At 67.5% G+C, this 12,986-nt stretch carries 13 protein-coding genes; 8 read left to right on the forward strand and 5 right to left on the reverse strand.

The features are described from left to right. Positions 1 to 15: 15 nt before the first annotated feature. Complete coding sequence (locus ABQF13_RS19210) at positions 16 to 1,380, forward strand: DNA polymerase IV (RefSeq protein WP_448394373.1); 1,365 nt, start codon at positions 16 to 18, stop codon at positions 1,378 to 1,380. Here the strand turns inward: ABQF13_RS19210 and ABQF13_RS19215 are convergent. Together ABQF13_RS19215 and ABQF13_RS19220 are read right to left on the reverse strand one after the other, a co-directional pair. Continuing rightward, positions 1,362 to 1,832 (reverse strand): hypothetical protein, encoded by a 471-nt coding sequence (locus ABQF13_RS19215; RefSeq protein WP_448394374.1) that lies wholly within the window; start codon positions 1,830 to 1,832, stop codon positions 1,362 to 1,364. The two genes, ABQF13_RS19210 and ABQF13_RS19215, sit on opposite strands and share 19 nt — an antisense overlap. 12 nt (positions 1,833 to 1,844) lie before the next feature. After that, on the reverse strand, positions 1,845 to 2,762 hold the full coding sequence (locus ABQF13_RS19220) for an asparaginase (protein WP_448394375.1): 918 nt from the start codon (positions 2,760 to 2,762) through the stop codon (positions 1,845 to 1,847). Between the two features lie 63 nt (positions 2,763 to 2,825). On the opposite strand from ABQF13_RS19220, the gene lspA reads away from it, so the two are divergent. The 5 genes from lspA (at position 2,826) to dnaE (ending at position 9,574) form a co-directional block, all read left to right on the forward strand. Beyond that, a complete protein-coding gene (gene lspA / locus ABQF13_RS19225; protein WP_448394496.1) occupies positions 2,826 to 3,386 on the forward strand; it encodes a signal peptidase II in 561 nt (186 codons plus the stop codon). After that, positions 3,386 to 4,315, forward strand: a complete 930-nt coding sequence (locus tag ABQF13_RS19230; protein ID WP_448394376.1) for an RluA family pseudouridine synthase — start codon at positions 3,386 to 3,388, stop codon at positions 4,313 to 4,315. The genes lspA and ABQF13_RS19230 overlap by 1 nt, the downstream gene beginning before the upstream one ends. After that, a complete protein-coding gene (rarD, locus tag ABQF13_RS19235; protein WP_448394377.1) occupies positions 4,312 to 5,217 on the forward strand; it encodes an EamA family transporter RarD in 906 nt (301 codons plus the stop codon). The genes ABQF13_RS19230 and rarD overlap by 4 nt, the downstream gene beginning before the upstream one ends. 64 nt (positions 5,218 to 5,281) lie before the next feature. After that, positions 5,282 to 5,959: a TetR/AcrR family transcriptional regulator gene (locus ABQF13_RS19240; protein WP_448394378.1), complete on the forward strand. Its 678-nt coding sequence runs from the start codon at positions 5,282 to 5,284 to the stop codon at positions 5,957 to 5,959. Positions 5,960 to 6,031: 72 nt separating this feature from the next. Next, positions 6,032 to 9,574 carry a DNA polymerase III subunit alpha gene (gene dnaE, locus ABQF13_RS19245; protein WP_448394379.1) on the forward strand — a complete coding sequence of 1,181 codons (3,543 nt, stop codon included), beginning with the start codon at positions 6,032 to 6,034 and terminating at the stop codon, positions 9,572 to 9,574. Positions 9,575 to 9,588: 14 nt separating this feature from the next. On the opposite strand, the gene ABQF13_RS19250 is transcribed toward dnaE, so the two are convergent. Next, positions 9,589 to 10,359, reverse strand: coding sequence for a DUF6498-containing protein (locus ABQF13_RS19250; protein WP_448394497.1), 771 nt, complete (start codon positions 10,357 to 10,359; stop codon positions 9,589 to 9,591). A gap of 108 nt (positions 10,360 to 10,467) precedes the next feature. Continuing rightward, positions 10,468 to 10,671: a hypothetical protein gene (locus ABQF13_RS19255; protein WP_448394380.1), complete on the reverse strand. Its 204-nt coding sequence runs from the start codon at positions 10,669 to 10,671 to the stop codon at positions 10,468 to 10,470. Between the two features lie 88 nt (positions 10,672 to 10,759). Here ABQF13_RS19255 and ABQF13_RS19260 point away from each other — a divergent pair, with 88 nt between their 5' ends. Then, on the forward strand, positions 10,760 to 11,197 hold the full coding sequence (locus ABQF13_RS19260) for a nitroreductase family deazaflavin-dependent oxidoreductase (RefSeq protein WP_448394381.1): 438 nt from the start codon (positions 10,760 to 10,762) through the stop codon (positions 11,195 to 11,197). Positions 11,198 to 11,226: 29 nt separating this feature from the next. After that, entirely contained in the window at positions 11,227 to 12,513 is a 1,287-nt protein-coding gene (ilvA, locus tag ABQF13_RS19265; protein WP_448394382.1) for a threonine ammonia-lyase IlvA, read from the forward strand. Here the strand turns inward: ilvA and ABQF13_RS19270 are convergent, their stop codons facing one another. Next, the gene (locus tag ABQF13_RS19270) at positions 12,514 to 12,954 is read right to left on the reverse strand and encodes a hypothetical protein (RefSeq protein ID WP_448394383.1); all 441 of its coding nucleotides are present in this window, start codon (positions 12,952 to 12,954) and stop codon (positions 12,514 to 12,516) included. Between the last annotated feature and the right edge of the window lie 32 nt (positions 12,955 to 12,986).

Genomic DNA, 12,986 nt, shown 5'->3' on the forward strand with positions numbered 1-12,986 from the left:
ATAGCATCAGCAGATGTGGACGGTCGCTGGGTGCTGCACCTCGACATGGACGCATTCTTCGCGTCCGTCGAGCAGCTGACCCGGCCCACCCTGCGCGGGCGTCCCGTGCTGGTGGGCGGGCTCGGCGGTCGCGGCGTCGTGGCGGGCGCGAGCTACGAGTCGCGGGTGTTCGGCGCCCGCTCGGCGATGCCGATGCACCAGGCGCGCCGGCTGGTCGGCGTGTCCGCGGTGGTGTTGCCGCCGCGCGGTGTCGTCTACGGGGTCGCGAGCCGCCGGGTGTTCGACACCGTGCGCACCGTCGTGCCTGTGCTGGAACAGCTTTCGTTCGACGAAGCGTTCGGCGAGCCCGCCGAGCTGGCGGGCGCGTCGGGTGACGAGGTGGAGGCGTTCTGCCGGGCACTGAAAGCCAGGGTGTTCGACGAGACCGGGCTGGTGGCCTCCGTCGGCGCGGGATCAGGCAAGCAGGTCGCCAAGATCGCCTCCGACCTGGCCAAGCCCGACGGCGTACGGGTGGTGCGCCGCGAGGAGGAGCGTGCGCTGCTCGACCGGTTGCCGGTGCGCCGGCTGTGGGGCATCGGGCCCGTCGCCGAGGAAAAGCTGCATCGGCTCGGCATCGAGACCATCGGGTCGTTCGCCGCGCTGAGCGACGCCGAAGCCGCCAACATCCTCGGCGGCACCGTCGGTCCTGCACTGCACCGGCTCGCCAGGGGCATCGACGAGCGGCCCGTCGCCGAGAACGCGCCCGCCAAACAGATCAGCGCCGAATCCACCTTTCCCGCCGACCTGATCACCCTGGATCAGCTGCGCGAGGCGGTCGCCACCATCGGCGAACACGCCCACACCCGGCTGGAGCGCGACGGCCGCGGCGCACGCACGGTCACGGTCAAGCTGCGCAAGTCCGACATGAGCATCCTCACCCGCTCGGCCACCCTGCCGTACGCCACCGTCGACGCCGCCACGTTGATCGCCACCGCCCGGCGGCTGCTGCTGGACCCGGTCGAGATCGGCCCGATCCGCCTTGTCGGCGTTGGTTTTTCAGGGTTGTCCGAAGTGCGCCAGGAGTCACTGTTCCCCGATCTGGACCTCGTCGCAGAAGAGGTGTCCGACACCGAGTTGCCGCCCACGCTGACCGACGTCGCGGCCACCGCTGTAGCCTGGCGCATCGGCGACGACGTGACGCACACCGAGCACGGACACGGCTGGATCCAGGGCGCCGGGCACGGTGTGATGACGGTGCGGTTCGAGACCCGCGCCACCGGCCCCGGCGTCGCGCGCACGTTTCCCGACGACAGCGCCGACGTCACCCGCGCCAACCCGGTCGACAGCCTGGACTGGTCGGACTATCTCGACGAGCTCAGCCGCTACCAGAGCTCGCCGTAGCCGGTTGCCAGAAGGAACCCGTGTGAGTTGTAGGTCTCACAGCGCACCAAGCCGACGTCTTCGACCGCGCACGAGGCACCCCAGTTCTCCAGCCGCTGTCCCACCGGGAGCACGTCGACGTCGCGGGTGAACGTGGCGGTGTCGGAGTGGCGGTACTGCGCGGGCGCCCAGCTGTTTACGACGGTCTGGTTGGTGCCCGGCGGCGCGTCGCCCGGCACGGCGTCGCAACCCACCGGACCTCCGTTCGGCCCGATTCCGCAGGAGCGGCCGTCGGGCGTCTTGAAGAAGACGTAATAGAAATCGTCGGGTGTGCTGTACCGGCCCTGGGCAACCGGGTAGTCGCGGATGTCCTTGACGTCGAGGTCGGGTGCCGGTTGGGCGGCCGCGACCGGTGCCACGGTGACAACCAGGCCGACGAGGGCGGCGGCGAGGGCGGCGCAACAAACAGTCACCGCTCCTCTTTATCAACCCCAGCGGGCGAAGGCATCCGCGATGGGGCAATCGGCGCCCAGCGCCGCCATCAACAGCACCCGGGCCTGCGGCGAGCGCAGCCGCGGCACCACGACGGCGCCCGCGTCGGCCAGTTCGGCGCCGGGTCCGTAGCTGGCGGTCACCCGCCCGCCGGGGACGCGCGTGGTCACTGCCACCGCGACACCCGCACCGCAGTGCCGTCGCACCCCGTCGATCAGCGCTTGCCCGGCGTTGCCCGCACCGAGCGCCTCCAGCACGATGCCCCGGGCTCCCGCGGCCACACACGCGTCCAGCGCCGCCGTGTCCGCGCCGGGATAGGCGGTGACGATGTCGACCCGCGGGGCGGCGGCCGCCGACAGCGCACCGAGGTACGGCCGTTCCTTCGAGGCGTGCAGCGTGACGTCACCGTCGGCGACGGTGCCGAGCGCCCGGCCGGCAAAACACTGCAGGTCGTCGGTCGTCTCCTTGTGCATCGCCAGCGGCTGCCAGACCGTGTGCGCGAAGCACACCGCGACGCCCAGACCGCGCGCCGTCGGGCTCGCGGCCAGCGTCAGCGCGTCACGCAGGTTGGCCGGTCCGTCGGCGTCGGCGGCGTCCGCACTGCGTTGGGCGCCGGTGAGCACGACTGGCACCGCACCGTCGTAGGTGAGTTCCAACCACAGCGCCGTCTCCTCCATCGTGTCGGTGCCGTGGGTGATCACCACACCGGCCGCTTCGGCGGGCAACGCTGAACGGATCCGGTCCCAGTCGGCCGGGGTCAGCTGCGAGCTGTCGACGGCCATCAGGTCCACGACCTCCACGTCGAGGCCCGAGGTCAGGTCCGCGCCGCTGCGGGCCGGGCGCTTGATGCCGTCGTCGCCGGCGGCCGCGGCGATGGTGCCACCGGTGGTGACGACAACGAGGCGAGCCATGGGCCGAATTCTTCCTCATCGAATCTTTGGAATGATGGGGGAGTGACTGATGAAGCCCGGCCCGTGACCGACGAGGGCGAGCACGCCGCAGTGCCGGCCGACGCGGCGCCGCAGCCTGCGCCGAAACGCCGGCTGCGCATGCTGCTCACCGTCGCTGCGGTGGTGTTGGCGGCCGACATCGTCACGAAGGTGCTCGCGGTGAAACTCCTGACGCCAGGGCAGCCGGTGTCGATCATCGGCGATACCGTGACCTGGACCCTGGTGCGCAACTCCGGGGCGGCGTTCTCGATGGCGACCGGTTACACGTGGGTGCTGACATTGATCGCGACGGGCGTGGTGATCGGCATCATCTGGATGGGCCGCAGGCTGGTGTCGCCATGGTGGGCCGTCGGACTGGGCATGATTCTCGGTGGTGCGATGGGCAACCTGGTCGACCGGTTCTTCCGCTCGCCGGGTCCGCTGCACGGCCACGTCGTCGACTTCCTGTCCATCGGCTGGTGGCCGGTGTTCAACGTGGCCGACCCCTCGGTGGTCGGTGGTGCCATCCTGCTGGTGGTGCTGTCGCTGTTCGGGTTCGATTTCGACACGGTCGGTAGGCGTAGCGCCGGCAACGACGGCGGCTGATGGCCAGCCGATCGATGCCGGTCCCCGACGGGCTGGCCGGGATGCGCGTGGACGCCGGATTGGCGCGGCTGCTCGGGTTGTCGCGGACGGCGGTTGCCGCCATGGCCGACGACGGCGGCATCAACCTGGACGGTTCGCGGGTCGGCAAATCCGACAAGCTCACGGCCGGGGCGTGGCTAGACGTGCAGTTGCCGGAAGCCCCTGCGCCGGTTGAGAATACGCCCGTCGAGATCGAGGGCATGGCGATCCTGTACTCGGACGCCGACATCGTGGCGGTCGACAAACCGCCCGGCGTGGCGGCCCACGCCACCGTCGGGTGGAGCGGGCCGACGGTGCTGGGCGGGCTGGCCGCCGCCGGGTATCGCATCAGCACGTCGGGCATCCACGAGCGCCAAGGCATCGTGCACCGCCTCGACGTCGGCACCTCGGGTGTCATGGTGGTGGCGCTGTCCGAGCGTGCGTACACCGTGCTGAAGCGGGCGTTCAAACAACGCACCGTCGAGAAGCGCTATCACGCGCTGGTACAAGGACATCCGGATCCGTCGAGCGGAACCATCGACGCGCCGATCGGGCGGCACCGGGGCCACGACTGGAAATTCGCGGTCACCGAGCACGGCAGGCACAGCATCACCCACTACGACACCCTGGAAGCCCACCAGGCCGCCAGCCTGCTCGACATCGAGCTGGAAACCGGGCGTACCCACCAGATCCGCGTGCATTTCGCCGCGCTGCATCACCCCTGTGTCGGTGACCTCACCTACGGCGCGGACCCCACCCTGGCGAAACGGCTTGACCTGACCCGCCAGTGGTTGCACGCCAGGTCGTTGGCCTTCGCGCATCCGGCCGACGGCCGGCGCGTGGAGATCACCAGCCCATACCCGGCCGATCTGCAGCACGCCCTTGACGTGCTGCGCAATCACGAACTGTGACCCAGACCCGTCGATCCGGGTTGTTGTTCGGGGTCGGCGCCTACGTCTGGTGGGGTTTGTGCCCGGGTTTCTTCCTGCTGCTGCTGCCGGCCACCGCGACCGAGGTGCTGGCGCACCGCTTCGTGTGGAGCGCCGTGTTCCTGCTGACGATCCTGGCGGTCGCGCACCGGATCGGTGACCTGCGTCGGCTCAGCAGGCGGGCCTGGCTGCAGCTGTTGGCCGCCTCGGCGTTCATCGCGATCAACTGGGGCACCTACATCTGGTCCGTCACCAACGGGCACGTGGTGGACGCCGCGCTCGGGTACTTCATCAACCCGTTGATCAGCGTGGCGCTGGGGGTGGTGATTTTCCGGGAGCGGCTGGGTACCTGGCAGCTGGTGGCGTTGGTGCTGGCGGTCGTCGCGGTGGCGATCCTGACCGTCGAGGTGGGCGAGCCGCCGTACATCGCGCTCGTGCTGGCCGTGTCGTTCGGTCTGTACGGGCTGATCAAGAAGGTGGTCGATGCCGACCCGCGGGTGAGCGTGACGGTGGAAACGCTATGGGCGCTGCCGGCGGCGATCGGCTACCTGCTGTGGCTACAGGCCGTCGGGCAGGCGCACTTCGTCAACCACGGGCCCGACCAGGCCGCGCTGCTGTTGCTGGCCGGACCAGTGACCGCAATCCCGTTGCTGCTCTTCGCCGCTGCGGCGCAGCGTTTGCCACTTGTGACGCTGGGCGTGTTGTTCTACCTGAACCCGGCGCTGCAGATGGCCTGGGGCGTGGTCGTCGGAGGTGAGCCGATGCCGCCTGCGCGCTGGCTGGGCTTCGCGTTGATCTGGATGGCGCTGCTGGTGTTCAGCGTGGACGCCGTGCGGCGCGCGCGAGACGATCGGCGCGCGTTGGCGTTGGCCGCTGACAGCTAACTTCGCGTGCCCTCGGCGACACGTTGCTGTTGACCTTGATTCAGCAATGCCCTAGCGTTTGCTCGTGACCTGTCGGAACGAGCTGGCGCGAGGTGGACGCGGACGTGGCCGTCCGGCCGGATCCGACTCAGGCGAGACGCGCGCGAGCATCCTGCGCGCGGCACGCCACGTATTCAGCGAACGCGGCTACGAGGCGACGACGTTTCAGGCCATCGCGCAGCGCTCCGGGTTCAGCCGCCCGACGATGCATTACTACTTCGACACCAAAGAGCAGATCTACGACGAGCTGGGCCGACAAGCCCATGCGATGGTGTCCGATTGCATCGCGGTCGCCAAACGCGAGCAGAACCTGCTGAAACAGTTAACGGCGTTCGTTGCCGCCGTGCGCCGGGCGGACACTCCCGACGGCTCGGCCACCCGGTTCGTCATCACGTCGCGCCTGGACCTGCACCGCAGCCCCGCGCTGCGCGGCGGCAGCTCACTCATCGCCGAAGCGGTGGGCGGATTCTACCGCTGGCTGGTCGAGGGCGCGGCACGGCGCGGCGAGGTCCCCGCCGACGTCGACGTGGCCGCCGTCGCCGATCTGCTGGCCGCGATGTTTTGGGGGGTGGGTTTTTTCGCCGGCTTCGTGCATTCGTCCACCGACGTCGACGAAATTGCCAAGCAACTACATCGACTCCTGGCGGGGAGATTGCTGAACGGTCCGTCGTGCACCCGGCCGCTCACTGCCGCCCCGACCTGAGAAGGGCCGGCCAGAGACACGCAGCGCGACACGCCGGGAAGTGTCGCAGCTCGGCCATAGACTGGCCTGCCTATGAGCGGTTCGTCTTCGCGGTCCTTCGTGCACCTCCACAACCACACCGAGTACTCGATGCTGGACGGTGCCGCGAAGATCACGCCGATGCTTACCGAGGCGCAGCGCCTGGAGATGCCTGCGGTCGGGATGACCGACCACGGAAACATGTTCGGCGCCAGCGAGTTCTACAACAAGGCGACCGAGGTGGGAATCAAGCCGATCATCGGTGTCGAGGCCTATATCGCCCCGGCGTCGAGGTTCGACACCAAACGCATCCTGTGGGGTGATCCGGGCCAGAAGAGTGACGACGTCTCGGGCAGCGGTTCCTACACCCATATGACGATGGTCGCCGAGAACGCGACCGGGTTGCGCAACCTGTTCAAGCTGTCGTCCCTGGCGTCCTTCGAGGGCCAGTTGGGCAAGTGGTCGCGGATGGACGCCGAACTCATCGCCGAACACGCGGCCGGCATCATCGCTACCACCGGCTGTCCTTCCGGCGAGGTGCAGACCCGGCTGCGGCTCGGCCATGACCGCGAGGCGCTCGAGGCGGCCGCCAAATGGCGCGAGATCTTCGGGCCCGACAACTTTTTCCTCGAGTTGATGGATCACGGCCTCGACATCGAACGGCGCGTGCGCGAGGGTCTGTTGGAGATCGGCCGCAAGCTCGGCATCCCGCCGCTGGCCACCAACGACTGCCACTACGTCACCCGCGACGCCGCCCAGAACCACGAGGCGCTGTTGTGTATCCAGACGGGAAAAACGCTGTCGGATCCCAACCGGTTCAAGTTCGACGGTGACGGCTACTTCCTGAAGTCCGCCGCCGAGATGCGCGCCCTGTGGGACGACCAGGTGCCCGGAGCCTGCGATGCCACGCTGCTGATCGCCGAACGGGTGTCGTCCTACGCCGACGTGTGGGAACAGCGCGACCGGATGCCGACATTTCCGGTGCCGGAAGGCCACGACCAGGCGTCCTGGCTGCGCCATGAGGTCGACGCGGGGCTGGCGCGACGCTTCCCGGCGGGGGTCCCGCAGCACTACGTCGACCGCGCGGCCTACGAGATCGACGTCATCTGCGCGAAGGGCTACCCGTCGTACTTTCTGATCGTGGCCGACCTGATCAACTACGCACGCTCGGTCGACATCCGGGTGGGTCCGGGCCGCGGATCGGCGGCGGGATCGCTGGTCGCCTACGCGCTGCGGATCACCGACATCGACCCGATCGAACACGGGCTGCTGTTCGAGCGGTTCCTCAACCCCGAACGCGCGTCGATGCCCGACATCGACATCGACTTCGACGACCGTCGCCGCGGTGAGATGGTGCGCTACGCCGCCGAGCGCTGGGGTAACGACCGGGTGGCCCAGGTCATCACGTTCGGCACCATCAAGACCAAGGCCGCGCTCAAGGACGCGGCCCGGGTGCACTACGGGCAGCCCGGCTTCGCCATCGCCGACCGGATCACCAAGGCGCTGCCGCCGCCGATCATGGCCAAGGACATCCCCGTCGCCGGGATCACCGACCCCAACCATGAGCGGTACAAGGAAGCCGCCGAGGTCCGCAACCTGATCGACACCGACCCCGACGTGCGCACGATCTACGAAACCGCGCGCGGCCTCGAGGGTTTGGTCCGCAATGCGGGCGTGCACGCCTGCGCGGTGATCATGAGCTCCGAACCGCTGATGGATGCCATCCCGCTGTGGCGGCGTCCGCAGGACGGCGCCGTCATCACCGGTTGGGACTACCCGTCGTGCGAAGAAATCGGCCTGTTGAAGATGGACTTCCTCGGGCTGCGCAACCTGACGATCATCGGCGACGCGCTGGAGAACATCAAAGCCAACCGCGGCATCGACCTGGATCTGGACACCGTCCCGATGGACGACCCGGCGACCTACGAGCTGCTGGGCCGCGGGGACACGCTGGGGGTGTTCCAGCTCGACGGCGGGCCGATGCGCGATCTGCTGCGCCGCATGCAGCCCACCGGGTTCGACGACATCGTCGCGGTGCTGGCGTTGTACCGGCCCGGCCCGATGGGCATGAACGCCCACAACGACTACGCCGACCGCAAGAACGGCCGCCAGGGGATCAAACCCATCCACCCCGAGCTCGAGGAGCCGTTGCGCGACATCCTCGCCGAGACCTACGGCCTGATCGTCTACCAAGAGCAGATAATGCGCATCGCGCAGAAGGTGGCCGGTTACTCCCTGGCCCGAGCCGACATTCTGCGCAAGGCCATGGGCAAGAAGAAGCGCGAGGTGCTCGACAAGGAGTACGAGGGCTTCTCCGACGGGATGAAAGCCAACGGGTTTTCCGCCGGTGCCATCAAGGCGTTGTGGGACACCGTATTGCCGTTCGCCGACTACGCGTTCAACAAGTCGCACGCAGCCGGCTATGGGCTGGTGTCGTACTGGACCGCCTACCTCAAGGCCAACTACAAGGCCGAGTACATGGCGGGGCTGCTGACGTCGGTGGGCGACGACAAGGACAAGGCGGCCGTCTACCTCTCCGACTGCCGCAGGCTCGGCATCACGGTGCTGCCCCCGGACGTCAACGAGTCCGCGGTGAACTTCGCCTCCGTGGGGGAGGACATCCGGTACGGGCTGGGCGCTGTGCGCAACGTCGGTGCGAATGTCGTTGCGTCGCTGATTAATACCCGTACGGAGAAGGGTAAGTACATCGACTTCTCCGACTACCTGAACAAGATCGACATCGCCGCCTGCAACAAGAAGGTGACCGAGTCGCTGATCAAGGCGGGCGCGTTCGACTCGCTGGGCCATCCGCGCAAGGGTCTGTTCCTGATTCACACCGACGCGGTCGACTCGGTGCTGGGCACCAAGAAGGCCGAGGCGATGGGCCAGTTCGACCTGTTCGGCGGCGCCGACACCGCCACCGACGCGGTGTTCACGATCAAGGTGCCCGACGAGGAGTGGGAGGACAAGCACAAACTCGCGCTCGAACGCGAGATGCTGGGCCTGTACGTATCGGGCCATCCGCTCAACGGAATCGCCCATCTGCTGACCGCGCAGGTCGACACGCAGATCCCAGCCATCCTCGACGGTGACGTCCCCAACGACACTCAGGTGCGCATCGGCGGCATCCTCGCCTCGGTGAACCGCCGGGTCAACAAGAACGGACTGCCCTGGGCCTCAGCGCAATTGGAGGACCTCACCGGCGGGATCGAGGTGTTGTTCTTCCCGCAGACCTACTCCATGTTCGGTGCGGAGATCGCCGACGATGCGGTGGTGCTGGTCGGCGCGAAGGTGGCGATCCGCGACGACAGGATCTCGGTGATCGCCAACGAGTTGGTGGTGCCGGACTTCTCCACCGCCGTATTGGACCGGCCGGTGGCGGTCAGCCTGCCGACGCGGCAGTGCACGGTCGACAAGGTCAGCGCGCTCAAACAGGTGCTGGCCCGCCACCCGGGCACCTCGCAGGTGCATCTGAGGCTGATCAGCGGTGAGCGGATCACCACCCTGGAACTGGATTCGTCGCTGCGGGTGACGCCGTCGTCGGCGTTGATGGGTGATCTCAAGGCCCTGCTCGGTCCCGGCTGCCTCGGCGGTTGATCCGCGGCCGTCGATCAGCGTCGGACGCCGGCCCAGGGTTGTTCGTTTCTTTCGCGCCGGTCAGCTTCGTCGGCTCGGTCTTTTATCCAGCGATCTTCGAAGCTCTCACCCGGACGCACGTTGGGTAGGCGGTTCATCACACGGCTGAGCCGCTCGGGCGCGGTGGCCGGTTCCCACTGTGGCAGCGCCATGGTGAGTGCGTACAGGGTTTTCAGCACCACAAAGATCCCGAACAACGCTGCGGGCGTATCGGTCATCGCCATACCGAAAAGACCGAAAATGAGTGTCAGATGGACGACGCCGACGCGTCCGAGGCCGCGGTAGGCCGTCCGCTCGATCCGCAAGAAGGTCCAACTGCGCACCCGAACGAGATCGACAGCGAGATCGATGACGAGTAAGACCAGCACGATCACGCACCCGGTCAGCACGCTTGGCCAGGCCACCACAGCGAGACCGCGCTGGCCACTGTGGTCGAGCAGGAGCAAAATCACGCCGAGGAAGATGCCGTGCGCCGCGCAGAACGCCAGGCTGGTGATGAGAAAACCGCTGATGAAGGACGACGACTGGGCGCCGCGCCGGTCGGGTGCCTGATACGCGAAATGTCCGCGGCGAGGACGCAACCGCTGATGCGCGGCGATGAGGACCGCGACACACACCGATCCCGCAAGGTTCTCGAACCAGTACACCGCGAGGGTCGTCCCGGCTGACCAGTCCCCGATGAACCAACCTGCAGCCGGAACAGCGTTGACTGCCAGCAGCGTGATCAACCGGGTCACGGCGAGTATCGTCGCACGCTCGCCCGGTACATCGACCGCGCCGAAGCATACGAATTTGACGCCCGACGCTGCCCCGGTGGCCGCCGGCCTATCGACGTTGCGTCAACTCGTCCAGAATCAGTCGGTGCTGCCGGAACGCTGAAACGGGCGCAGAAAAAGCCACGTCACGGTGGCTGCGGCCGCGGCGGCCAGCACAGCCGGCGCCGCCGACATCGTCGCGAACGCCACGATCGCCAGGACCACGAAACCGATGACCAAAGACAGCACCTTGTACACCGGCCAGGGAACGCCGGCGATGCTGACTTCGTCGCGTACGGTCATATGGCCACGATAGCTCGTAACCGAAGTTTCGGCTAGCCGAAACACTGGATCCGGGGATCGGATCACATAGCGGATCTAAGGTGGTCACATGGCTTTTTCCGGAGAATACGAGCCCAGCCCGTGGGACTGGGTGCGCGAACACGCCGACAAGATCCTGGAGTCCGGCACCACCACCGGCGTGGACCTGAATGGTAGGCCGATCATCCTGCTGACCACGGTGGGCGCGAAGACCGGCAAGATCCGCAAGACGCCGCTGATGCGGGTGGAACACGACGGTCAGTACGCGGTCGTTGCGTCGTTGGGCGGCGCGCCGAAGAATCCGGTCTGGTACTACAACGTCAAGGCGCATCCGCTGGTGCAGTTGCAGGACGGCGCGGTCACCAAGGACTACGAGGCGCGCGAGGTCTTCGGCGAGGAAAAGGCGCTGTGGTGGGAGCGCGCGGTCGATGCCTACCCGGATTACGCCGACTACCAGATCAAGACCGACCGGGCGATCCCGGTGTTCGTGTTGACCCCGATTAGCTGATAACCGCAGGTTGGTGGCACCATTGTCCGGTGACCGCTGAACTGAGCCAGAGTATCCGCACGCGTGCGCGGCAACTTCGTGCTGCGGACATTGACGATGCGGCTCAGCGAATTGCCGGCGTGGTGCTGCGCAGCCCGCTGCAGTTCAGCGAACGGCTCTCGGATGCGACCGGCGCCACGGTGTACCTCAAGCGCGAGGATCTACAGCCGGTCCGCTCGTACAAGCTGCGCGGCGCCCACAACATGTTGATGCAGTTGTCCTCGGAGGAGACTGCCGGCGGGGTGGTGTGCTCGTCGGCGGGCAACCACGCCCAGGGGTTCGCGATGGCGTGCCGGTCGATGGGTATCCACGGCCGCGTCTACGTGCCGGGCAAGACACCCAAACAGAAGCGGGACCGGATCCGTTATCACGGCCGTGAGTTCATCGAGTTGATCGTCGTCGGCAAGACCTACGACGAGGCCGCGGCGGCAGCGCTCGACGACGTCGCGCGGACCGGTGCGACCTTGGTGCCGCCCTACGACGATCTGCGCACGATGGCCGGCCAGGGCACCATCGCCGCCGAGATCCTCGATCAACTCGACGAGGAACCGGATCTGGTGATCGTTCCGGTCGGCGGCGGCGGCTGTATCGCCGGTATCACCACGTATCTGGCCGAACGGACATCGGGCACCTCGGTGCTCGGCATCGAACCCGCGGGTGCGGCGGCGATGATCGCCGCGCTGGCCGCCGGCGGGCCGGTGACCCTGAATTCCGTCGACCAGTTCGTCGACGGTGCGGCGGTGAACCGGGCGGGTGAGTTGACGTACGCGGCGCTGGCCGCCGCAGGGGACATGGTGTCGATCACCACGGTCGACGAGGGCGCGGTGTGCACGGCGATGCTCGACCTGTACCAGAACGAAGGCATCATCGCCGAACCTGCGGGCGCGCTGTCGGTCGCGGGGTTGATGGAGGCCGAGATCGAACCCGGATCCACCGTGGTGTGCGTGGTGTCCGGGGGCAACAACGACGTGTCGCGCTACGGGGAGGTGCTCGAGCGTTCACTGGTGCACCTCGGCCTAAAACACTATTTCCTCGTGGACTTTCCGCAGGAGCCCGGCGCGCTGCGGCGTTTCCTCGACGGCGTGCTGGGGCCGGGCGACGACATCACGCTGTTCGAGTACGTCAAGCGCAACAACCGCGAGACCGGTGAGGCGCTGGTCGGTATCGAGCTCAGCTCGGCGGCCGACCTCGAAGGGCTGCTGGAGCGGATGGCGGCCTCCGATATGCACGTGGAGGCGCTCGAACCCGGTTCGCCGGCATACCGTTTCCTGCTCTAGTCACACCGCGGCGTCCACGCGAGGCTCCACAAGCACGAGCGACTCGTCGTGCGCACGGAAGATCGGCTCGAGCGCAACCTCGTGGGCGGCAGCGGCTTCGGTCAACAGCGCCGACCACCGCCGGTCCAGGTGCGAGACCGGCCCGATGCCCGGCCGTGTCAACAGCAGTGCCACCGTGGTGCCCTGTGGAAAGTCGAGCAGGACGTCAGACACCCCGGATATGACCAATTCGGCGAGTTCCGGGTTGGCCCCCGAGCCCAGCGGAATCTGGCTGTACGCCTTGATCATGCACTGGTCGGGACCGACGAAGCCGACCCACAGCAACCGCTGGCCGAATCCGAGCGGCCCCATCAGGGCGCGCCATCGTTGGCATAGGTCGGCGGTCGAGTGGATCGGGTCGGTTGCGGTTTCGATGGGCGGCGGGGGATAGCAGTCGGTCATACCGCCGAGCATCACCCGCGCTCGACGAATTG

It is taken from the genome of Mycolicibacterium sp. XJ879 (assembly GCF_053483935.1).